Source organism: Hafnia psychrotolerans (assembly GCF_014639435.1).
Lineage (GTDB): Bacteria > Pseudomonadota > Gammaproteobacteria > Enterobacterales > Enterobacteriaceae > Ewingella > Ewingella psychrotolerans.
In genome coordinates this window covers 127,588-149,425 of record NZ_BMFZ01000006.1, presented here as the reverse complement: position 1 = coordinate 149,425, position 21,838 = coordinate 127,588, and the positions used below count along the sequence as shown (strand labels likewise).

The 21,838-nt window shown below is 52.7% G+C and carries 19 protein-coding genes; 8 read left to right on the top strand and 11 right to left on the bottom strand.

The annotated features are described in order from the left end of the window. Positions 1 to 14: 14 nt before the first annotated feature. Positions 15 to 1,007: a 2-hydroxyacid dehydrogenase gene (locus tag IEV89_RS12560; protein ID WP_188473860.1), complete on the top strand. Its 993-nt coding sequence runs from the start codon at positions 15 to 17 to the stop codon at positions 1,005 to 1,007. Between the two features lie 172 nt (positions 1,008 to 1,179). On the opposite strand, the gene IEV89_RS12555 is transcribed toward IEV89_RS12560, so the two are convergent. The 5 genes from IEV89_RS12555 to IEV89_RS12535 all read right to left on the bottom strand — a co-directional run bounded on the left by IEV89_RS12555 (position 1,180) and on the right by IEV89_RS12535 (position 6,830). Then, positions 1,180 to 1,464: a putative hemolysin gene (locus IEV89_RS12555; protein ID WP_188473859.1), complete on the bottom strand. Its 285-nt coding sequence runs from the start codon at positions 1,462 to 1,464 to the stop codon at positions 1,180 to 1,182. 249 nt (positions 1,465 to 1,713) lie between these two features. Next, positions 1,714 to 2,421, bottom strand: coding sequence for a FadR/GntR family transcriptional regulator (locus tag IEV89_RS12550; RefSeq protein WP_188473858.1), 708 nt, complete (start codon positions 2,419 to 2,421; stop codon positions 1,714 to 1,716). 95 nt (positions 2,422 to 2,516) lie between these two features. Further along, positions 2,517 to 3,293 carry an SDR family NAD(P)-dependent oxidoreductase gene (locus IEV89_RS12545; protein WP_188473857.1) on the bottom strand — a complete coding sequence of 259 codons (777 nt, stop codon included), beginning with the start codon at positions 3,291 to 3,293 and terminating at the stop codon, positions 2,517 to 2,519. 88 nt (positions 3,294 to 3,381) lie between these two features. Then, positions 3,382 to 5,499 carry a heparinase II/III domain-containing protein gene (locus IEV89_RS12540; RefSeq protein WP_188473856.1) on the bottom strand — a complete coding sequence of 706 codons (2,118 nt, stop codon included), beginning with the start codon at positions 5,497 to 5,499 and terminating at the stop codon, positions 3,382 to 3,384. Beyond that, positions 5,496 to 6,830, bottom strand: a complete 1,335-nt coding sequence (locus IEV89_RS12535) for an alginate lyase family protein (protein WP_188473855.1) — start codon at positions 6,828 to 6,830, stop codon at positions 5,496 to 5,498. The genes IEV89_RS12540 and IEV89_RS12535 overlap by 4 nt, the downstream gene beginning before the upstream one ends. Positions 6,831 to 7,100: 270 nt before the next feature. On the opposite strand from IEV89_RS12535, the gene IEV89_RS12530 reads away from it, so the two are divergent. Together IEV89_RS12530 and ttcA are read left to right on the top strand one after the other, a co-directional pair. Then, positions 7,101 to 8,900, top strand: a complete 1,800-nt coding sequence (locus IEV89_RS12530) for a sodium:solute symporter family transporter (protein WP_188473854.1) — start codon at positions 7,101 to 7,103, stop codon at positions 8,898 to 8,900. 165 nt (positions 8,901 to 9,065) lie between these two features. Then, a complete protein-coding gene (gene ttcA, locus IEV89_RS12525) occupies positions 9,066 to 9,992 on the top strand; it encodes a tRNA 2-thiocytidine(32) synthetase TtcA (protein ID WP_188473853.1) in 927 nt (308 codons plus the stop codon). A 74-nt stretch (positions 9,993 to 10,066) separates the two neighbouring features. Here the strand turns inward: ttcA and IEV89_RS12520 are convergent, their stop codons facing one another. The 3 genes from IEV89_RS12520 to IEV89_RS12510 form a co-directional block, all read right to left on the bottom strand. Continuing rightward, positions 10,067 to 10,750, bottom strand: a complete 684-nt coding sequence (locus IEV89_RS12520) for a hypothetical protein (RefSeq protein ID WP_188473852.1) — start codon at positions 10,748 to 10,750, stop codon at positions 10,067 to 10,069. A 284-nt stretch (positions 10,751 to 11,034) separates the two neighbouring features. After that, positions 11,035 to 12,018 (bottom strand): zinc transporter ZntB, encoded by a 984-nt coding sequence (zntB, locus tag IEV89_RS12515; protein ID WP_188473851.1) that lies wholly within the window; start codon positions 12,016 to 12,018, stop codon positions 11,035 to 11,037. A 66-nt stretch (positions 12,019 to 12,084) separates the two neighbouring features. After that, positions 12,085 to 13,017 (bottom strand): LysR family transcriptional regulator, encoded by a 933-nt coding sequence (locus IEV89_RS12510; RefSeq protein WP_188473850.1) that lies wholly within the window; start codon positions 13,015 to 13,017, stop codon positions 12,085 to 12,087. 101 nt (positions 13,018 to 13,118) lie between these two features. Between IEV89_RS12510 and IEV89_RS12505 the strand changes: the two genes are divergently transcribed. Then, the gene (locus IEV89_RS12505; RefSeq protein WP_188473849.1) at positions 13,119 to 14,327 is read left to right on the top strand and encodes an MFS transporter; all 1,209 of its coding nucleotides are present in this window, start codon (positions 13,119 to 13,121) and stop codon (positions 14,325 to 14,327) included. 65 nt (positions 14,328 to 14,392) lie between these two features. Here the strand turns inward: IEV89_RS12505 and IEV89_RS12500 are convergent, their stop codons facing one another. Then, a complete protein-coding gene (locus IEV89_RS12500; protein ID WP_188473848.1) occupies positions 14,393 to 16,027 on the bottom strand; it encodes an ABC transporter substrate-binding protein in 1,635 nt (544 codons plus the stop codon). Between the two features lie 248 nt (positions 16,028 to 16,275). Between IEV89_RS12500 and mpaA the strand changes: the two genes are divergently transcribed. Next, the gene (gene mpaA, locus IEV89_RS12495; RefSeq protein WP_188473847.1) at positions 16,276 to 16,986 is read left to right on the top strand and encodes a murein tripeptide amidase MpaA; all 711 of its coding nucleotides are present in this window, start codon (positions 16,276 to 16,278) and stop codon (positions 16,984 to 16,986) included. A gap of 18 nt (positions 16,987 to 17,004) precedes the next feature. Here mpaA and ycjG read toward each other — a convergent pair whose 3' ends face one another. Beyond that, positions 17,005 to 17,982, bottom strand: a complete 978-nt coding sequence (ycjG, locus tag IEV89_RS12490) for an L-Ala-D/L-Glu epimerase (RefSeq protein ID WP_188473846.1) — start codon at positions 17,980 to 17,982, stop codon at positions 17,005 to 17,007. Positions 17,983 to 18,153: 171 nt separating this feature from the next. Here ycjG and tpx point away from each other — a divergent pair, with 171 nt between their 5' ends. Continuing rightward, a complete protein-coding gene (tpx, locus tag IEV89_RS12485; RefSeq protein ID WP_188473845.1) occupies positions 18,154 to 18,660 on the top strand; it encodes a thiol peroxidase in 507 nt (168 codons plus the stop codon). Positions 18,661 to 18,759: 99 nt separating this feature from the next. Here the strand turns inward: tpx and tyrR are convergent, their stop codons facing one another. After that, positions 18,760 to 20,331 carry a transcriptional regulator TyrR gene (gene tyrR, locus IEV89_RS12480; RefSeq protein ID WP_188473844.1) on the bottom strand — a complete coding sequence of 524 codons (1,572 nt, stop codon included), beginning with the start codon at positions 20,329 to 20,331 and terminating at the stop codon, positions 18,760 to 18,762. Positions 20,332 to 20,575: 244 nt separating this feature from the next. Between tyrR and xthA the strand changes: the two genes are divergently transcribed. Both xthA and IEV89_RS12470 read left to right on the top strand, forming a co-directional pair. Then, entirely contained in the window at positions 20,576 to 21,385 is an 810-nt protein-coding gene (gene xthA / locus IEV89_RS12475) for an exodeoxyribonuclease III (protein ID WP_188473843.1), read from the top strand. A gap of 10 nt (positions 21,386 to 21,395) precedes the next feature. Next, on the top strand, positions 21,396 to 21,791 hold the full coding sequence (locus IEV89_RS12470) for a pyrimidine (deoxy)nucleoside triphosphate diphosphatase (protein ID WP_188473842.1): 396 nt from the start codon (positions 21,396 to 21,398) through the stop codon (positions 21,789 to 21,791). The last annotated feature ends 47 nt before the right edge of the window (positions 21,792 to 21,838 follow it).

Genomic DNA, 21,838 nt, shown 5'->3' with positions numbered 1-21,838 from the left:
CATGGAGAAAACTGATGAAAATGGCTGTCTACAGTACGAAGAGTTATGACCGTAAGTACCTTGAGCTGGTGAACCAGCAATACGGTTACGAACTTGAATTTTTTGATTTTCTTCTATCACCACACACGGCTAAAAATGCCATTGGAGCCGATGCCGTCTGTATTTTCGTTAATGACGAGGCTTGCAGTGAAGTATTGCAGGAATTCAAAGCGTTGGGTGTAAAAACACTGGCGCTGCGCTGCGCTGGATTTAACAATGTGGATCTAAAAGCAGCCAAAGACCTGGGTATTTCGGTGGTTCGCGTACCGGCTTACTCCCCAGAATCCGTGGCTGAGCACACCGTAGGCATGATGTTGTGCCTTAACCGTCATATTCACCGCGCCTATCAGCGCACACGCGAAGCTAACTTCTCGCTTGAGGGATTGATTGGTTTCAATATGCATCAGCGTACCGCAGGCGTTATTGGTACCGGTAAAATCGGCGTTGCCACCATGAGGATTCTGAAAGGATTCGGCATGCGAATCTTGGCTTATGATCCGTACCCAAGCCCACTGGCGTTAGAGCTTGGCGCTGAATATGTCGATCTTGATACGCTATACGCCGAATCCGACGTCATCACCTTGCACTGTCCGCTAACCCCGGAAAACCATCATCTACTCAACGCGACCTCTTTTGACAAAATGAAAGACGGGGTCATGATTGTCAATACCAGTCGCGGTGCTTTGCTCGACGCCAGTGCAGCCATCGATGCGCTGAAGAAACAAAAAATTGGCGCACTGGGTATGGACGTGTATGAGAACGAGCGCGACCTGTTTTTCGAGGATAACTCGAATGAGGTCATACTCGATGACGTCTTCCGCCGCCTCTCCTCTTGCCACAATGTGTTGTTCACCGGGCATCAGGCATTTCTCACCAGCGATGCACTGATCAGTATTTCAGAAACGACACTACAGAATGTTTCACAATTGGATAAGGGTGAGGTTTGCGCAAACCTGATAACCGTTTGAGTGCAGTGTTAGGAAAAACACGATAACGCTTTAGGCGGCCAACGAAAGTGGACCTAAACGTGAAGTGAAAGAACCGGAGAGGTTTAAGAGGCGCGGCGATAAGCGCCTCTTAACGCTAATTTGGGCGGCAACCCACAGAGTTAACGTGAATGTGGGTTGAGCAACGACACCATTACCCCGCGCTACAACGTCCCTGCATTAATGCAGCTTCAGAACACTGTCGGCCATTGGATAACGAACACATGCCAATACGGCTACCATCAAGCTGAGGCGCCAGACGTAATTGCCCGCCCGCCATTGAACAGGCCGCATACGCTGGGGTATCCATATTCACGCTATGCGCGCCGATATTAACGCTGTTACCTTTCTGGGGAACGTCGGATGAATCATCATGACTGCTGCAAGCAGCCAACACCAAAACGGCTCCAACCAGTAAAACGCGTAACGCAGTGATCATCAGTGCGGCTCCTGAAGATGAATGGCGGGAAAATTAGCAGCGCCCATCTTATCTGAGCCATTCGCCAAACGTCTAGCATTGACCGCAAATTAATATCAGTTTTTTCCTAAAAAGCGGCGTAGGTACGCGTCGCCCGGTTTCATGATGAGCTGAAGCCGTTGACCGCAACTGGCCACTCTCTACCGGTTTTAAAATCCAATACCTCGAATTTCAATGTCAATAAATAGCGGGTTTGGGTAACGCCTCAACTCATCCTTTCAATCGGTGTTTATGTCCTTTCATCAAACTCAGCGAAGCCGAATACGCTGCCCCTTCATCACCGGCCATAATGGCCTCGTAAATCAGTTTATGCTCATTAAGACACATCCCGCCCTCTTTGGAGGAGTACGAGATGAACCACTTAAAAATGGTGGTCAAGACATTACCAAAGGGCACATAAAAGCAGTTGCCGGAGGCAATGAAGATCGTGCGGTGAAACTGGGTATCTATCTCCACCCACTGCTCTTGATCAAACTGTTCTGCCACCTGGCACATCTGGCGGTAAATCCGTGACAGCTCAATACGCTGCTCTTTACTGGCATTCACCGCCGCCAGCGCCGTGGCGTGGGGTTCAATCGCCCGTCGGAACTCCAGAAACTGATGATATATCTCTTCGGTCGCGTCCATACCCTGCATCCAATCCAGCAACTGCGGGTCAAGCATATTCCACAGTGGCCGGGCACGCACACGGGTGCCAACTTTGGGCCGAGACTCCAGCAGCCCTTTCGATGACAACAGCTTCAGCGCTTCGCGTAGGGCAGTACGACTGACGCCGAACTGTTCTCCCAAATCCATTTCGCTGGGTAAAATGACGCCAGGTTGCAGCTCACCGGAGAGGATTTTGCGGGCAATGTCGCGCGCGATATGGGTATTCAGGCCCCGGGTCATGCCTGCGGCCGTTTCGAACTGCATACTCATGCATCATCCCTTAATTTCTGCATTTAACTGCGGTCATGATAGTCGAAGCGACGGGACGCTGCACGGTGCGGCATCCCGTTTTACGGCGTTAGGTCTTATGGCGCCATTTGTCCGCCGTTGACATCAAGGATCTGCCCGGTAATGTAGCCGCTGCAAGCATGCGAGGCGAAGAACAGAAAACTCGGTGCTAACTCTTCACTCGTGCCAAAACGCCCCATGGCAATACCACTGGAAATTTTGTCGCGCACTTCTGCGCTTTTATCCGCATGAAAAACAGTATCGATGGTGCCAGGAGAAACCACGTTGAAGCGGATATTGTCTTTCGTGAACTCTTTCACCCAATTGCGGTGAATATTGTGCAGCCAGGCTTTTGATGCCGCATAAATCGCCGCGCCTGGGCCACCGCCTTCACGACCGGCAATCGAACCGGTACTGATCACTGAGGTGGTATTTCCACTTTGTTTCGCGGCACGACGCAGATGTGGAATAGCATATTTCGTCACCATCAGCGCCGAACGGGCATTGAGATCCATCACGTGCTGATAGAACGCGTCGTCAATACTTTCCAGACCTTTTCGTCCACCCAAGCCCCCCGCATTATTAATTAATACGTCAATGCCGCCGAAACGTTCAACAAAAGCAGTAACCAGTTGTTCGCACTGCTCGGTTTGCGTCAGATCGGCAGCGAAATACTCAGCTTCGCCACCCAGCGCCGCCACCTCTTTGGCCAGAACGTGCAGACTGTCATCACTGCGTTGCCCGTTAAGGCCCACTTTGGCACCCGCTCGGGCAAAAGCCTGCGCCGTCGCCAGACCAATACCCTTGGTTGAACCGGTAATTAACACGCGTTTGTCTTTCAGATCACTGAACATAAAAACTCCGTTAACAGGATGGAAGGTCTGAGTCCATTTTTCTGAAAAAAATGGATTTAAAACGAACAGTATTTAAAGCGAACACTCTTCATGACTGCCACGCGACGCTGAACTCTGTGCCAGCCTCGGGAGTGTCATGGTTGTTAATCACCACACGTAAAATGCGTTCATCAGTGCAGTCGATTTGTATTTCGGACTGCCCCGCGCTATGCGAAAGCACACTGACACGAGCCACTTTTCCCCGCGCACCGAGGGAAGTTTCCGTCGCTTCATCAAAATAGCCGTGGCTTTCAATGACGCTGGCAAACAGCACGTCAGCGCCGTGCTGGCGCAACAGTAAAGCCGGTTCATTACGCAGGTTGAAGTGCGGATCGCTGGCACCGCTACGAGCGACAATCAGTTCACCACCGGACGGCATCGCGCTGACCAACGTGATATAGCGCTGACCATCCAGCCAACTGAACAGCACGGATTGACCTACGGGAACGTCGGCCCGCGCGCAATCCCACAGATGTTGGTAACCGTAGTTGGTGCCGAGTGGTCTGAGGGTGTCGGCCACCCGCAGTTCGGCATCACTGCGAACAAACTGACCCAGATGATGCAGGCAATAGTCATATTGATGGGTTAACTCACTGACGACACGGAATACGTCCACCAGCAGAGGTTGTTCGAGTTCAGGCAGATCCAGCATCAGTACGCTACGCTGCATCATGACGCCATGATAATAACCATCCAGCCGGGCGCTCATACCTTGTCCAGCAGGATGATCAACGACAAAAAAGTGACGTTCTCCCCAGCGTTTTTCCGCTTCACTGCTCTGCCCCTGGTTCTGGCTCTGCGCATCCACCACCACCGTATTGTGGGCGACAGTTTGCTTACAGTAGGTATTGTTTTCCGGGATATAGCGTCCGCCGAATTTGGGTTCAACATTAACCCAACGCCCAAAGCCATAGTCGCGCAAGGACTCACGCCCGTGGTTAAACAGGCTCAGATGCAGGCCGTCAAAATGGCCGTGGTTCAGTGCAGAATGCAGCCGTGGAATACTGCCGTGCTGGCCGTACCACATCAACGCCATCGAGAGCTCACCGCCCGCATCTTCGTGGCGTAAAATGGCCAACTCACCCTGCTGGCCTTCCTGCCCATCCGACAACGTTAGGCTGCCCCAGTGGTATTGCTGCGCAGGCTCGTATTGCATCGCCACTGACAGCGCAAGCCCCGCAGCACTCACCCATAGGGTGCTTTGCTGCCAGGCCGTAGCGATCCACTGCGGAAGGTAACCATAGCGATGGAAACAGACGCTGACCGCCACGACCGCACCGTCATCATGAATATTCATGCTCTTTGAGGCGTCATTGAGCGCCGGCAGTGTGCCGTCAGGAAACGCGCACTGCATCAGGGCTTCGCAGGTTTTTCGAATGATTTGCCCACGAAATTGATAAATTTGTAATTCGGGCTGGCGACGGTGAATAGCTTCGGCCAGCAACAGCATCGGGCGCAACGCAAAACGCTGGTAATAGGGTCCTTCAATATAGTAACCATCCGGAGAAAACAGCTGAGAAAGTTGGGCAAAGAACCCGCCACTTTCACTGTCCCCTTTCAGCCCGTACAGCGCCTTCTCCACCAGTTTGTGATCGCCAATCACGTAACCACACACTGCCATCGCCGCAACAGACCAAACACCGTGGTTATGTACGATGTCGAAATCTTGGGCATGCCGCGTCAGCGCGTCATCCGCCATAACACGAAACAACTGGTTTTCAATGTGGCCGCACTCCGCGGCGGTCAGCGTTGGCATAATGCAGTGATATCCCTCCACTGCGTATAGCATGAACATATTTTCGTTGAGTGTCTGATGAAAAAGGCGACCTGGCGCATTGCTGTCTTTGCTGACGTTGCTACCCAGCCAAGGGTAAATCGATGCGTAGCCGTTCAGCAGCGTCAGTGCAAAATCCCGGTAAGCTTGCTGCCCACAAATCATGAACAACCGCCCGGCCAGATTGATGTAGAAATAGTTTTGCTTGTGGCGTGCATGTTCTGTTCCGCCCGCCTCACCCTGCCCGGGGATCTCAACCGGCTGCACGATATAGCTTTCAAGGGCGGCTATCTGCTCACGCAGTACGCGTCCCATCAGGGAGTCAGCATCAAGCTGGGCGCGCAGTTGCTGCGCCTCGTCGGGTGAGATAAGCAGGGGTTGCCAGTCAATCATGATGAGGTGTCCCCGGTTCTCAGTGCCGGTTTTGGCGCGACGTAGCCTTTGGCCCACGAGGGTAATGAAAGCAACCAGGTTTCACGTTCGGCTTCGATTATCGCACCGCGCGTGACGTCAGCATGATAGCCGCCCTGGCGTTTTTCACCGGCGCGCGGCAGATGGAAAGTTGCGCGACGGATCTGCTGCTGATAGCGGGAGGTCCCGGTCGCATTATCGGCCCACGAGAGCAGCGGCACCGGCCGTATGCTAATACGGTCGATGGTTTTATACGGCCACGGCTGGGCGTCGTCAGTGTATTTCGCCATAAAATCTAACGATTTGATGACGCTACCTCCCTGCGGTGTCTGGTAATTCCACAGATCAATGCCTTCTTTCTGTGCCAGTTTGGCCATTAAACTAATGGCCTGTAGGTCAAAGTAGCTGTAATGGAAAGAACGCGTACGCGCCAGCTCAGCGGGTTGCGTGCCATCGGGCATCAGTTGCAGATCCAGTTTGCTTTTCATCAACGTTGCCATCTGCTTGATAACCTGCGGCTGGTCGAGATACCAGGCAATGCCCGCCACCTGTGTCACATACCAGTTGCCGTGATTGTTCTGGGTTAGGCGCTCTTTTTTAGCGATTTTATCGCCTTGTAACCACGCCAGATACGCGGTCATCCATTGATGCAATGCCTGTTCATCGGCCGATTTCCACGCTGGATTACCCTGCAACAGCACCACCGAATCCACGATACGGGTTGAGAAGTAGCGACCGTCGAGCACACCGGAATGACGCCCCGACGCAATCCCTGGAACACCTTGTGCGAAGTTGAGATTGGGGTTCATACGAGTATCTGGATCAATAAACCAGCGGCGTAACAGGCCAGCGGCTTTATCTGCATACTTTTGCTCACCGGAAAAATACCAGGCTAACGTCAGGTTCTGCACCCGCGCGGTGAAATCGGCCAGCCGTACACCGTCACTTTGATCATTTTTACTGGCTGGATTGACCTTACCGTCCTTACGGATCCAAGGCAGGCCATCAGGCTTACTCTCGTCCGGCCACCAGTAAGCACTCAGACTCAGATAGTCATGTTTTGAACCACTGGGTGGCGTCATTCCCTTCTCTGTCACGCTGAGATTGGGTTTGGACAACGCGTTATCGGCAGCGGCCAGGAGCTGTTGATAAGCCACTGCGGTTTGCGGCGCCGCCTGATGGTCGCTCAGTTGTTTTTTAATCACCGCCAACTGCGCGGTGTCCAGGAATGCCGGCTCTGCCGCCACCAGTGAAGCGCTGAAAAACAGCCCCAACATCCCGGTAACACCTCTCGTTAAAACAGAGACTTTCATGCATTCCCCTCAGGTTCGATGGTCTTTTTTATGCCCTTTAGTAATACAAATAAAGCAGAGTTTTTGCAAGTTAGCCACTCTGAAAATGATTAATTTTTTATTTAATGGCGCTCACATGCCCACCAGGTGACGAGCGTCACATCCTGGCAACAAATATAAGCTTTCTTATTTGTACTACTTTTAATTTCAAAGCAGTCTCCTACTATTGCTCATTAACCCTGACCAAAAGATAACCATAAAACCTCACCTACACTGAAGGGACTAACAACGATGGATATTAACGTTCTAGTGATGATCGGTTACTTCGTGTTAATGATTGCGATCAGCTACGCATTTAAGAAAATGGCCTCCGGCTCTTCCAGCCACTATTTTCGTGGGGGTGGGCGCATGCTGTGGTGGATGGTGGGCGCGACCGCTTTTATGATCCAGTTTAGTGCCTGGACCTTCACCGGTGCTGCCGGACAGGCCTACCGCTACGGCTTCAATGTCGTCAGCGTATTCGCCGGCAACATATTTGGCTATCTGGTGGCCTGGTGGTGGTTTGCTACTCGCTTTCGCCAACTGCGCGTGGATACGTCCACTGAGGCGATCAACCACCGTTTCGGTAAAGGCAACGAGCAGTTTTTTACCTGGATGATCATCCCGTTAAGCATTCTCAGCGCCGGCGTATGGCTCAACAGCCTGGCGGTATTTGCCAGCGCGGTATTCAAACATGACGTCACATTGACACTCTGGGTGACCGGAATAGTGGTGCTGTTGATTTCGCTAATGAGTGGTGCCTGGGGCGTGGTCGCCAGTGATTTTGTGCAGACGCTGGTGGTGGCCATTATCTCGATTGCCTGTGCAGTGGTCGCCCTGGTGAAAGTCGGCGGGCCAGTCAATCTGGTGACCGAATTCCCTTCAGGGTTTATTACCGGGCCGGACGTCGGGCCGCATTACATTTCGCTGCTGGTGGCCTGCTTCTTGTTCTTCTTTATTAAGAACGTGCAGAGCATCAATAACCTACAAGACTCCTACCGTTTTCTGAATGCCAAAGACAGTTTCAATGCCAAGAAAGCCGCTCTGTTTGCGCTCGTGTTGATGTCCGTAGGGACGCTGATTTGGTTTATTCCGCCTTGGGCCGTGGCGATCCTGTATCCCGATGCCGCCACCGCGCACCCTGAACTCGGTAAAAATGCCACCGATGCGGTGTATCTGATTTTCGCCGAACGCGCGATGCCCCTCGGCACGGTTGGCCTGTTGATGGCGGGTTTGTTTGCCGCCACCATGTCATCGATGGATTCAGCGCTGAACCGCAACTCGGGGATTTTCGTGCGCAGTTTCTGGACGCCTATCGTTAACCGCAATGCCGAACGCAGTGAAAAATATCAGGTCCGTGTTGGTCAGGCGATCTGCATGGTAAATGGCGTGCTGGTGATCCTGGTAGCACAATATATGCACACCATGCAGACGGTCAGCCTGTTCGATCTGATGATGAAAGTCGGCACGCTGATGCAAGCACCGATTGTGGTACCGCTGTTCCTTGGGGTCTTTATTCGTAAAACGCCCGACTGGGCCGGTTGGGCAACAGTGTTGTTTGGGCTGATGGTTTCTTACGTGATTGTCAACGTATTTACCGCGCCAGACGTGGTCAAGCTGTTGGGGATGAACTTTACCCAACGGGAAATGCTCGATATCGCCATCATGTGGAACATTTTCTCGCACATGGTCTTTACCGGCGGATTCTTTTGTCTTACCACCTTGTTTTACAAAGAGCAGGCCACAGAACGTACCGCCATCCGCAATAAATTCTTTACCGATATGGCATTACCAGTCTATGCCGATAATGAACAAGATGAGTTTGACCGTCTGCAACGCGACAAGATCGGTAAAATATCCATGTACATGGGCGGCGGATTGTTACTGATGGTTCTCGTGCCTAATCCGCTGTGGGGCCGCGGTCTGTTCCTGGTCTGTGCTCTGTCCATCCTGCTCTTTGGCTGGGTGTTGCATCGCAGTGCGGAACGTGGTGCGCGTGCGGCGAAAGGGGTGCCGATAGACAAAACACAAGAGGTCACGCCGCATCGCTAATCTGAGTCTTTCCTTCCTGTGAATATCCGTGGGAAGGACTGCTTAGTCGCATAAAAACCCCTTATTTACACAAAATGTGACTGACTTTCGGTGGCAAAATCCGTACCCTACTGCGCATAGAGTCAGGCGGCTTGGGCCGCCATTGCTAATGCGAAAGAGAACTTTGTGACAACTCCAATTCCAAAACAAAAATACAATCTTGATAAACTGCAAAAGCGCCTGCGTCGTGACGTGGGTAAAGCCATTGCAGACTTCGGCATGATTGAAGAAGGCGATCGTATTATGGTCTGCCTGTCCGGCGGCAAAGACAGCTACACTATGTTGGAGATTCTGCTTAATCTTCAACATAGTGCACCAGTAAACTTTGAACTGATTGCCGTTAATCTTGACCAGAAACAGCCGGGTTTCCCGGCGCATATTCTGCCTGCCTATTTAGAACAGCTGGGCGTGGAATATAAGATTGTGACCGAAGATACTTACGCGATTGTGAAAGAGAAGATCCCGGAAGGCAAAACGACTTGTTCACTCTGTTCACGCCTGCGTCGTGGAATTTTGTACCGTACAGCCACTGAATTGGGATGTACTAAAATCGCACTGGGTCATCACCGCGATGATATTTTACAAACCTTGTTCCTCAATATGTTCTACGGTGGCAAACTGAAAGGCATGCCACCGAAACTGATGAGTGACGATGGCAAGCATATTGTGATCCGCCCGCTGGCTTACTGCCGCGAGAAAGATATTGAACGCTTTGCCATTGAGCGTAAGTACCCTATCATTCCGTGTAACCTTTGCGGTTCACAGCCGAACCTGCAACGTCAGGTGATTGGTGAGATGCTCAATGACTGGGACAAAAAATACCCGGGACGAATCGAAACCATGTTTACCGCCATGCAGAATGTGGTGCCATCACATCTTAATGACGCCAGCCTGTTTGATTTCAAAGGTATTCAGCATGGCAGTGAAGTGGTAAACGGTGGCGATATTGCGTTTGACCGCGAAGAGATTCCGATGCAGCCTATGGGCTGGCAGCCACAAGATGATGAAAACGTCGCAGCGATTGAACGTTTAGACGTGTTTGAAATTAAATAACTCAAAGCAATAATAAAAGCAGTACTCCAAAACTCGCCCGCTTCATATTGAAGCGGGCTTTTTTTATCCGCGGTTCAAACCAGAAATTCCACTTGCTGCCAGTTGTAATTGCACATAACCAACCTGACCGGCAATGATATCGCCCCGAAATCATGGTTCTGAAAGTGCAGAAACAGGGCCTGCAGTTTGGGTGAAACGCACTCTGCGTTGTAGCGCAATAACGTGCTGTGCCAGAAAAGCTGGGGAATATCGCCGGAGGGATAACGCGCCCTGACCTTGTCTTGCCATTTTGAGTCCAGCAGCGCCTCAGCGAAAAGCTTTCGAACGTCCAGGCTGCGCGCATCGGGGATACCCGCCAGTAAGATTTGATTAGGTAGCGCCACCAACCGTAATTGGCTGATGTGCATGATGTGACCAGCGCAGCAGCGGCTAAAAATAGCGGTGAATGCTTCGCGTTCCTCAGACTGTTCCAATCGGGTATAAAGCGCATTGGTTATAGGGAAAAAGCTAAAATGCACGCCACTTGCCGTATTGAGATCCGCTAACGGATCATCTTGTGTTACCTCTTGCATCGCACTGAGCAACCGCAGAACGTCAGGACGCAGTTCGGCCCGGTTACCACTGGAGAACGCCAACTTAGTCGGATGATAAAAAGGCTCGTCACGCACAGAGCCGCATCCATCAGACCGCTCCCACCGCGCCAATGTTGTTTGTGTCACATCATTATAGGCCTGATGAATACGTTCAAACGGCAACATAAAATCTCCCAGTCCAATCAAAATCATCGCAGGTGCATCTCAGGAAATGCTGAGCAAAGCGCCATCGGGTAACAAAATCCCAAAAAGATTGCGCGAAATCAACATATTCGCCGCGCAACAGGTCCAATATCTATCCCGCAGGTGAATGCAACGTCAAGCGATGGGCGTTGTGCTCCATATTGTCTTATTTACAATTTTTAGAATTAATCTGTTAGATACTTTAATTCAAATGACGCCGGTCTTCTGACCGGCTTTTTTTTGCCTCTTTTCGTCCCACCTTCCCACTATAACCACTTACTTTTCTTCAGCCACCAGGCGACACCACCAACCAAAATCAGTAATGACAGGCAGAAAATGGAAAATCCATAAGGTGATGTGTTGCCCGGAATACCGCCGAGGTTGACCCCAAATAGGCCGGTCAGGAAAGTGGTGGGCAGAAACAACATCGCCAGCATCGACATGGTATAAGTCCGTCGATTGAGCGCGTCAGCCATCAGCGAGCCGATCTCATCCGCCAACACCCCCGTACGCGCAATGTTGGCATCCAGATCATCCAGACCCCGTCCCAGTCGGTCAGCAATCTCCTGCATACGACGGCGCTCATCATCGTTCATCCACGGCAAGCGTTCGCTGGCAAGACGCGAGAACACATCTCGCTGCGGCGACATATAACGACGCAGAACGATCAGTTGCTTACGCAGCAACGCCATCTGGCCACGTTCCGGCACCTGTTGCTCCATCAGGTCATCTTCGATATCAATGATTTTGTCATGCATATCTTCGATAAAGTCACTGGTGTGATCGGTCAGCGCATCACACATCTCAACCAACCAACTCCCGGTATCGGTTGGGCCGGTGCCGTGCTGCATGTCAGAGATCATTTCATCCATCGAAAATACTTTGCGATGCCGCGTGGAGACGATCATTTTCCCCGTGAGGTAAACGCGGATAGTGACCAACTGGTCCGGGCGCGAATCCGCATTGAGATTGATACTGCGTAGCGTAATGAGCGTGCCTTCACCCATGCGCAGGACTTTAGGTCGGACACTCTCACCGGCCAATGCTTCACGCACGTTGTCAGGCAGAAGTGACGTCGTATTGATCCACTGTTCGCTGGCGGGCAGCGTATAGTCCAGATGCAGCCAGCACGGCTTTTCAACGCTGGCGACACATTGGGTATTAATTTCATTTACGCCACCTTTGCCATCTAACTGGTAGGCGTACACTGCATCAGAAATCTGAAGTTCTTTGCCCTTAATGACGTCCACAACCATCCTCTCTGTTTTATTCGTTATCTCTCCCCAGTTTAGCGTTTAACGCGAACCTGCGGAATGTTAGGTTGGCGCTTGCATTTCGGCCAACTGCGACATCACGCTGCGCATCATGTCGAAGAATTTTCGCAACCGGGCAGGATAGTAAGTCGAATAGGGATAAACCAGATAAACCGGCAATGGTAACGCGCTCCAGCCGGGTAATATCTGCTGTAATCGCCCTTCGGCAATATCGGTTGTGACGACCCAGGAGGAGACGATTGCCGCACCCAACCCCGCGAGCGCAGCCTTACGCACGGCATACAGACTGTCTGTTGCCAGCCGTGGGGCGATCATGCAGCTCTCTGTCCGCCCATCGATATCATGCCGTAGCGTGACCTCGTTGCGATAAAAAGTACTGAGTGACACCCAGGGAAGTTGCCCCAGTTCGCTGACCTGCGCCACCGGATGCTTTCTTAGCAACTCAGGTGGCGCTACCACGATTCGCGGCACTTCAGCCAGCAAAAGCGCGACCATTGATGGGTCGGTCACGTTACCGACTTGAATAGCACAGTCGATATCTTCAGAGATAAAATCCGGCGTGCGGTCGTTGAGCATCCAATCAATTGTCACATCGGGGTAGCGTTGTAAATAACGGGTCAAGGGTTCAATCATTTGATCCTGCCCGAAGGCGTGCGGTGCACGCACACGCAACGTGCCAACCGGTTCGTCCCCCGCTCCGCGCAGTTCATCTTCCAGTGCGGCCCACCGCTCAAGCAGCAATTTTGCCTGCTGGTAACAGCGTTCACCGTCATCGGTGAGTTTCATCGCATGGGTGGTGCGCAAGATCAGTTTCACCCCCAACAAACGCTCGAGTGATTGCAACCGGCGGCTGATGGTCGGCTGGCTGGTATTCAGCTGGGCGGCGGCGGCTGACAGGCTGCCACTTTCAACGATGCGCACCAGCGTTTGCATCAGGTCTATGCGGTCAATTCCGCTGGAATTTAATTTGTTCATACGACATACGTATAACAGTTTTACCTTATGGCTGGCTACCACTCATAACCATTCAGGGGAAGAATGACACTCAGGTCATCTCACTTATCAGGAATAACATCATGTCAGAAGGTATTAATGCCACAGCAGCAGAACCGGAAGTTTCACTGTCAGGCAAAATGGTCTTTACATTGGCGGCGGGTGCTGGCCTGAGCGTCGCGTCCATTTATTACAGCCAGCCTATGCTTAACTTGATGGGCAAAGGGATGCAGGCTACTCCCGCGTCTATCGGCATGATACCCACACTAACGCAGGCCGGGTACGCGCTAGGCATTCTGTTTCTGGTCCCGCTTGGTGACCGGTACGACCGCCGCAAGATCATTTTGCTAAAAAGCAGTTTGTTGGCCATCGCGTTGCTACTTTGCAGCCTTGAACCGGCAATAAACGGCCTGCTGATTGCCAGCCTGATCACCGGCGTGGCGGCCACCATGGCGCAGGATATTGTTCCCGCTTCGGCGATACTGGCACCAGCATCACAGCGCGGAAAAACCGTCGGTACTGTGATGACTGGGTTACTGGTAGGTATTCTGCTTTCACGGGTGATCAGCGGATTTGTCGCCGAGTATTTTGGCTGGAGGGTGATGTATCAGCTGGCAGCCGCCAGTGTTGCGGTCATTGGTCTGGCACTGTGGCGGGTACTGCCGCGCTTTACGCCAGCGTCGCGCCTCAATTATTCTAGCCTGTTGCTGTCGATGTATCACCTGTGGCAACACTACCCAACGCTAAGACGCGCCGCCGTTGCCCAGGGCCTGCTCTCACTCGCGTTCAGTGCATTCTGGTCCACGCTGGCCATTATGCTGAATGACACCTATCACCTTGGCAGCGCCGTCGCGGGCGCGTTTGGTTTGGCCGGTGCAGCGGGCGCGCTGGCGGCACCGCTTGCTGGCGCAATGTCAGACAAAAGCGGCCCCGCACGGGTGACACAGTTAGGCGCAGGCCTGGTGATGATCTCGTTTGCCGCGATGTTCCTACTGCCGCTACTGCCTGCAGAAGGGCAATTAGCCTTAATTGTGATCAGCGCCATCGGTTTTGACCTGGGGATCCAGGCCACTCTGGTGGCCCACCAGACACTGGTTTACGGGCTGGAACCCGCCGCTCGCGGCAGGCTCAATGCCCTACTCTTCACGATGGTATTTATCGGTATGTCGGCCGGTGCGGCACTCGGAAGTTTCGCGCTTGAAAAAGGCGGCTGGTCTGCTGTGGTGTTGCTGGCAACGCTTGCCTCGGCCGCCAGCCTGATTGTCCGTAGGATGAGCCGTCATCTTCACTGAGTGGCGGTTAGCAAAAAAAGAGCGCCCGTTAATTCGGACGCTCTTTGCCTTTCTGATGTGGAAAATCAGTGCTTAAGAATATACATCTCCTGACTGTAAGCCACGTCTTCCGGGTTAGTGATCGGATAACCTTTCACCCAAGGCTTAATCAGGCGGCCATTGGTGTACTGATAAATCGGCGCGATCGGCGCCTGCTCGGCGATGATCTGCTCAGCCTGGTTGTAATCTGCGTTACGGCGGACGTCATTGGTTTCCCGACTAGCGTCGCTGATAGCTTTGTCGTAACTGACGTTGCTAAATTTACTGATGTTGCTGTTGTGGGTTGAGGTCAGCAACGACAGGAACGTTGAGGCTTCGTTATAATCCCCAATCCACGAGGCACGGATCACGTCGAAATTACCGGTATTGCGACTGTCAATGTAAGTTTTCCACTCTTGATTAACCAGTTTGACGTCAACACCCAGCGTCTTTTTCCACATCGAAGCCACAGCAATGGCAATCTTCTGGTGGCTTTCTGACGTGTTGTACAATAGCGTCAATTTAAGCGGTTTATGGGGGCCATAACCTGCCGCCGCCAGCAAACTTTTCGCCTGTGCATTCAGCTCTTTCTGTGAGTACTGCTGGAGAATACTTTGAGTGGGCTTGAAGCCATTAGTGACATCGGGCGTGAAGTGATAGGCCGGTATCTCGCCGGTGCCCAGCACTTTTTCAGCGATGATATTGCGGTCAATACTGTAAGACAACGCCTGCCGCACACGCACATCGTTGGTCGGTGCGCGTTGGGTGTTAAAAGCGTAGTAATAGGTCCCAAGCTGGAATGGCGTGTAGACCTGACCCGGAATGTCTTTGAGCAGCTTCTGATACTGATCTTTCGGGAAGGACTCCGTGATGTCGATATCGTCAGCCAGATAACGTTTGGTGGCATTCGACTCTTTGTTGATTGGCACGAAGGTGACTTTAGTCAGCACGGTATGCGCATGGTCCCAATAGTAAGGATTAGGCTCGAGCACCAGCTTTTCATTGACCACGCGCTGTTTAAGCACATAAGCCCCATTCCCTACCAAATTACCGGGTTTAGTCCAGTCTGCACCGAATTTCTCTACCGTGGCCTGATGTACAGGGAACAAACTGAAATTCGCCAGCAGGCTAACAAAATAAGGTACCGGGCGTACCAGTTGTACTTTAAGCTGAGTATCGCTGATGGCTGTCACGCCCAACGTATCCACCGGCATTTTGCCGGCAATAATGGCATCAGCATTTTGAATACCGGCCAGACCGGCAAACCATGCGCCGGACGATAACCCTTTCGGATCCACCAGACGGCGCCAGCTGTAAACAAAATCGTGGGCTGTGACCGGATCGCCATTTGACCAACGGGCATTTTTCCGCAGGGTAAATATAAAGGTCTGATTGTCCTGAGTCTGCCAGCTTTCTGCCACACCCGGCACATTTTTACCCTTGGCATCCTGATTCACCAGCCCTTCAAAGAGATCGCGCACGACCTGGGCTTCTGGCAAACCGATCACTTTGCTCGGATCCAGCGAGGCGGGCTCATCTTTAATATGACGAACGATCTCCTGCTTGTCGGCAAGTTGTGTTCCCGCAGGAACCTGAGCCGCCGTTGCGGTACCCAAAAAGAGCGCGATCAGTCCAGCGCAAGCAGTGTAAGAAAATGGACGAAGCAGTTTTCCCTCAAACATGTATTTCCCTCTGACAACCGATTGATTTAATGATGTTCATGTGTTGTATCATTCATTGAATTGATACCCTATAAAAATTCGCTATAGATCTGTATAGATCTGTCTTGGCGCACAAAACGGCAGTGAAGAAAAACAGAGAGAAAGAAGAAAAGTTGATAAATGCCCTACGGGGAACGATAAAACTACATTCCGACGGCAAACTGCGGTAGAAAAAGCCATCCTCATTCCAATCCTGTTCTGGAACTCTTATGACTGACATGCGACCCCGCTCCTTGCGCGGACAATTAAGCAATCTCGGCGCACCTTATGGTAAATCCCTGCTCGGTGCGCCGCTGCTCTACTTTCCGGCAAACGAACCGGATCACACGACCGGGCTGATTCTGGCCGGTACCCACGGAGACGAAACCGCGGCGGTGGTGGCACTGTCTTGCGCCCTGCGCTGCATCGAACCGGCTCAGCTCAGGCATCACGTGGTGCTGGCAGTCAACCCAGATGGTTGTCAGTTAGGGTTGCGCGCCAATGCCAACGGGGTTGATCTCAATCGCAACTTTCCCAGCGCTAACTGGCAAAGTGGCGAAACGGTTTATCGCTGGAATAGCGCGGCAGATGAACGGGACGTTCTGCTGTCAACGGGCGACCGGGCAGGTTCTGAGTTGGAGACACAGGCACTGTGTGATTTGATCCAAAAACTGGCCCCAAAATGGGTAGTGACCTTCCATGAACCGCTGGCCTGCATCGAAGATCCCCACAGTTCAGCCCTTGGGGCATGGCTGGCGCAGGCATTCGAGCTGCCGCTGGTGACCAGCGTAGGTTACGCCACACCGGGTTCCTTTGGCAGTTGGTGTGCGGATATCAACTTGCCTTGCATTACCGCAGAATATCCGCCGGTTTCCGCCGACTATGCCAGTGAAGCCTACCTGCAGGCGCTGGTAGATTTACTGACCGGCGTGGCGCAATAGTCGCGGTGACCGGTCATACTACTGCGATTCGCTGAGATCAATCACGCCGCAGTGGAAGGCCAGCGGCGGTTCGACGTCCTGAGCCAGCCAGGTTGGGCCGTCAAGGTCAATAAATCGAGCCCCGACGGTGAGCGGCAACGCCGCGCGAACCGCGCGCGACGTACACAGCATACAGCCGAGCATGATGTCAAAACCTTGCTCATGCGCCTGCTGTGCCAGCACCAGCGCGCCGGTCAATCCTCCGGTTTTGTCGAGCTTAATATTGATCATGTCGTAGCGCCCTTTGAGCCCCGCCAGGTCCTCAACGGTATGGCAGCTCTCATCGGCGCAAATCGGTAGTGGGTGAATAAAGTTGTCCAGCGTCTCATCCTGTCCGGCAGGCAGAGGCTGCTCGAGCATCATCACGCCCAAGTCCGCCAGCAGTTGACAACGCGCCGCCAGCCCTTCACTTTGCCAGGACTCATTCGCATCAACAATGAGCGTAACGTTAGGCACGGCACTGCGAATAGCCACCATCCGCTCGGTAATCAAATGGTCATCCAGTTTGATTTTCAGCAGTGTTGCCCCATTTTTCTGATGGGTAATGGCGACCTCTGCCATCGCTTCCGGCGTATCCACACTGAGTGTTTGCGCCATGCTGATGCCAGAGAGCGGTGCAATCCCGGTCAGTTGCCACAACGTCTGGCCGGTGAGCTGGCTTTCGAGGTTCCACAAAGCACAATCCAGCGCATTGCGCGCCGCCCCGGCAGGCAATAAATTCTGCAATTCTGCGCGCCCGGCGCCCTGCTCAATCGCGGGCAGGACGCTGGCAATTTGCGCCATTACGCTGCTTTCGCTCTCGCCATAGCGCGGATATGGCGTGCACTCTCCGATACCGCGTACACCGTTTTCTTCTATCTCCACCGCAACCACTCGGGCTTCGGTTCTGCTGCCGCGTGAAATGACAAAAGCCGTATGCAACGGCCAGGCTTGCGGATAAAAGCGCACACTTCTCATTGAGACTCCTGAAGGCTCTTTAAGCTACCTTCGGCTCATGCGCGAAGGTCACTACTCAACGTCATTACTCAACATAGTTCACTACAATGATTAGCAAACTTTATATACCCAATTTACATCCGATACCCTAAACTGATCACCGTTTGTCTCATCTGTACAAAGGAAAAGACCATGACCCAGACAGTACATTTTCAGAGCAACCCCGTCAGCGTTGCTGGCCAGCTTCCCCAGCAAGGCGACGTTGCCAAGCCTTTCACTTTAGTCGCAAAAGATCTCTCTGATGTCAGCCTGAGCAGTTTTGTGGGTAAACGCAAGGTGTTGAATATTTTCCCAAGCATTGATACCGGCGTTTGCGCCACTTCTGTGCGTAAATTTAATCAACTGGCTGGCGAAATCGACAACACGGTGGTGCTGTGTATTTCTGCTGATCTGCCGTTTGCCCAATCACGTTTTTGCGGTGCTGAGGGTTTATCACACGTCGTGACGCTCTCCACCCTACGCGGCGGCGAGTTCAAAAATGATTACGGTGTCGCGATCACTGACAGTGCGCTTTCAGGTCTGACTGCCCGTGCAGTGGTCGTGCTGGATGGTCAGGACAACGTGCTATACAGCCAACTCGTGGATGAAATCACCACCGAGCCGGACTATGAAGCCGCGCTGGCTGCGCTAAAAAAATAATTACGCGCTGCACAGCACTAAAAACAAAGCCCTGCGGTTCAATGCAGGGCTTTTTTATGATTCATCGCGCTTGCCCGCCAGGGGCTGAGAACAGACTGATTATTCGTCGCCAGTCTCAGACTTTCTGCTGCTTAAACCATATTCCCGCAGTTTGTTGGCGATAGCAGTATGGGAAACCCCCAGACGCTTGGCCAGTTTACGGGTGCTGGGATAAGTGCGGTAAAGACGCGTCAGCACCGAGCGTTCGAAACGCTTGCTGATATCATCAAGCGATCCGTTCAGCGCCTCTTCGCCGAGCGTCACTTCGGCATCGAAATCGGGCAATGCGATATCCTGCGGACGCAGTTCGCCACCGTCAAGCTGAGTCAGCGCACGATAAATCGCGTTTTTAAGCTGCCTGACGTTGCCCGGCCAGCCGTAGTGGGTCAGATAATTCGCCAGTTGCGGAGACAGTTTTGGCTGTGGCATACCTTGCTCATCAGCGAGTCGCGCCACGAACAGTTCCGTCAGCGGCATAATATCGGCCTGGCGTTCACGTAACGGCGGTAAAGCCAGCGATAAGACGTTGAGCCGATAATAGAGATCTTCGCGGAATTCACCCCGTTGTACGAGTTCCACCAGATTCTTCTGCGTGGCGCACATGACCCGCACGTCAACGCGCACTTCATGCTCTTCGCCCACGCGGCGGAAGGTACCGTCGTTAAGAAAACGCAGCAGTTTAATTTGCATACGTGGCGACATTTCACCAATCTCATCCAGCAGGACCGAACCGCCATTGGCTTGTTCGAAGAACCCTTTCTTCCCCTCAAGCGCATTCGGATAAGCCCCTGCGGCATAGCCAAACAGTTCGCTCTCAACCACGTCATCCGGCAGTGACGCACAGTTGAGACCAAGAAACACATTCTTGCCGCGCGCGCTGCGTAAATGGCAGGCATGTGCCAATAAATCTTTACCCGTGCCGGTATCGCCGACAATCAGTAATGGCGCATCAAGCATCGCCAGTTTGCGTGCCTGAGCCAGCACCTGACGCATTTTGCTGCTGACCGCCACGATGTGGTCGAACTCGCTGTCATCATTGACGGTTAAATCCTGCAACTGGCGTCCTATTCGGGCGGCAGATTTAAGCATAACGACCGCACCCACCACTTCGCTGACCTGATGTTCATCATCATTAAACTGAATAGGTGTCAGATCCATCAAGAAGTCCTGGCTACGTATCACGACGCGTTCAGCGTGCGGATGTTGGCTGTCATGCTCAAGCCAAAGGGCAATGTTGTAGCCAGGGATCAGGCTAGCGGCCGTCTGCTGGCGGATTTTATCTTCATCAAGTTCGAACAGTGCCTGTGCCGCGGGGTTGGCCAGATCGACCTTGCCCTTCATGTCGATAGAAAACACCGGTTCTGGCATAGAAACCAGCAAGGCGCGTAGCGCACGGTGCTCACGCTCAGAAGGCATGTAGGGGATTGTGCGTACGTCAGTGACCCCCTTAATACGCCGGATTTCGGCCATCAGGGCACGGAAAACATCAAAATCCAGTTGGGGGAAATTAAGGTAAATACGGCCAATGGCGGCAATCTCAATGCCGCGTAAATCGATGCTGCGTAGCACCAATAAATCGAGTAACTCTCGGGCAAGACCCAAGCGGTCTTCGCAAAAAACTTCCAGACGCATCAGTGTTGACCTTTTTTCTGCCGGTGCGGAAATCGCTGGGGGCATAATACCCTTTCATATACAGCCAAAGAAGAGACTGTCACAAAATGTTGACAGAAATTTCCGCCGAGCGCCGGTTGATACCCCGTCCCAATGCCCGATACGATGATCCGCAAGCGGAGCTTTACAGTGGGTTCTACGTACCATTCAGAAAAATAATCTGCTAACATCGACGCCTAATTTCATCGCCAAATGGTTCCCGACTATGAAGTTCATCTCTTTCAATATCAATGGATTGCGTGCTCGTCCACATCAACTCGCTGCGATCATCGAACAACACCAGCCTGACGTCATCGGTTTGCAGGAAACCAAAGTGCATGACGATATGTTTCCGCTGGAAGAAGTCAGCCAGCATGGCTATCACGTCTTTTATCATGGGCAGAAAGGCCACTACGGCGTGGCGATGTTAACCAAGCAGCAACCGGTCGCCGTGCGACGGGGTTTTCCGGGGGATGAAGAAGAGGCACAGCGCCGCATCATCATGGCCGATATTGAAACGCCGCAAGGTCTGCTGACCGTGATTAACGGGTACTTTCCACAGGGCGAAAGCCGTGACCACCCGACAAAATTCCCCGCTAAGCAGCGCTTTTATCAGGATTTACAGGATTATCTGACACAGCACATGTCGGTAGACAACCCGGTGCTGGTGATGGGCGATGTCAATATCAGCCCGACAGATCTGGATATTGGCATTGGTGAGGACAGCCGCAAACGCTGGTTACGCACCGGCAAATGCTCTTTCCTGCCGGAAGAGCGCGAATGGATGGACCGCCTGAAAAGCTGGGGATTGGTTGACACCTTCCGCGCCGCTAACCCGGACACTGCCGATAAGTACTCGTGGTTTGATTACCGCTCACGCGGCTTTGATGAGAACCGTGGTCTGCGCATCGACCTCCTGCTGGCCAGCCAGCCTCTGGCATCGCGCTGTATTGCCACCGGCATTGATTACGATATCCGTGCCATGGAAAAACCCTCTGACCATGCACCGGTATGGGCTGAGTTCGACCTGAAATAAGGTTGCGACGATGAAAGTCATTGATGTGGTGGCAGCAATCATTGAGCAGGATGGCAACATTCTTCTGGCACGCCGTGACGCCTCTGGCGATCAGGCGGGATTGTGGGAATTCCCCGGCGGAAAAGTCGAAGACGGCGAAAGCCAGCCGCAGGCGTTGATCCGCGAATTACAGGAAGAACTGGGCATCACCGCACAGGTCGAAGAGTGGATAACCAGTCACGATTTTCAGCAACCGACCCGAATCATTCGCCTGCATGCCTGGCGGGTGAGCGGATTTACCGATTCGATAACGTTACGGTGTCACTCGGAAATCGTCTGGACTCTGCCGCATGAAGCCGGTGAGTATGATCTGGCCCCTGCCGATGTGCCGTTGTTAGCAGCGTATTGCCAGAAAAGGGCGAGGTAGCAATAAAAAACGCGCACTCCTCACCGTGCGCGTTTTGTCTTTGGGTA

Bases quoted from the DNA above. Each gene is read 5' to 3' on its own strand.
- IEV89_RS12470 (WP_188473842.1), top strand. From the start codon at position 21,396: ATGAAAGTCATTGATGTGGTGGCAGCAATCATTGAGCAGGATGGCAAC.
- IEV89_RS12530 (WP_188473854.1), top strand. From the start codon at position 7,101: ATGGATATTAACGTTCTAGTGATGATCGGTTACTTCGTGTTAATGATT.
- IEV89_RS12505 (WP_188473849.1), top strand. From the start codon at position 13,119: ATGTCAGAAGGTATTAATGCCACAGCAGCAGAACCGGAAGTTTCACTG.
- xthA (WP_188473843.1), top strand. From the start codon at position 20,576: ATGAAGTTCATCTCTTTCAATATCAATGGATTGCGTGCTCGTCCACAT.
- IEV89_RS12545 (WP_188473857.1), bottom strand. From the start codon at position 3,293: ATGTTCAGTGATCTGAAAGACAAACGCGTGTTAATTACCGGTTCAACC.
- IEV89_RS12510 (WP_188473850.1), bottom strand. From the start codon at position 13,017: ATGAACAAATTAAATTCCAGCGGAATTGACCGCATAGACCTGATGCAA.
- IEV89_RS12540 (WP_188473856.1), bottom strand. From the start codon at position 5,499: ATGATTGACTGGCAACCCCTGCTTATCTCACCCGACGAGGCGCAGCAA.
- tpx (WP_188473845.1), top strand. From the start codon at position 18,154: ATGACCCAGACAGTACATTTTCAGAGCAACCCCGTCAGCGTTGCTGGC.
- mpaA (WP_188473847.1), top strand. From the start codon at position 16,276: ATGACTGACATGCGACCCCGCTCCTTGCGCGGACAATTAAGCAATCTC.
- IEV89_RS12550 (WP_188473858.1), bottom strand. From the start codon at position 2,421: ATGAGTATGCAGTTCGAAACGGCCGCAGGCATGACCCGGGGCCTGAAT.
- IEV89_RS12520 (WP_188473852.1), bottom strand. From the start codon at position 10,750: ATGTTGCCGTTTGAACGTATTCATCAGGCCTATAATGATGTGACACAA.
- ycjG (WP_188473846.1), bottom strand. From the start codon at position 17,982: ATGAGAAGTGTGCGCTTTTATCCGCAAGCCTGGCCGTTGCATACGGCT.
- IEV89_RS12500 (WP_188473848.1), bottom strand. From the start codon at position 16,027: ATGTTTGAGGGAAAACTGCTTCGTCCATTTTCTTACACTGCTTGCGCT.
- IEV89_RS12560 (WP_188473860.1), top strand. From the start codon at position 15: ATGAAAATGGCTGTCTACAGTACGAAGAGTTATGACCGTAAGTACCTT.
- IEV89_RS12555 (WP_188473859.1), bottom strand. From the start codon at position 1,464: ATGATCACTGCGTTACGCGTTTTACTGGTTGGAGCCGTTTTGGTGTTG.
- IEV89_RS12535 (WP_188473855.1), bottom strand. From the start codon at position 6,830: ATGAAAGTCTCTGTTTTAACGAGAGGTGTTACCGGGATGTTGGGGCTG.
- tyrR (WP_188473844.1), bottom strand. From the start codon at position 20,331: ATGCGTCTGGAAGTTTTTTGCGAAGACCGCTTGGGTCTTGCCCGAGAG.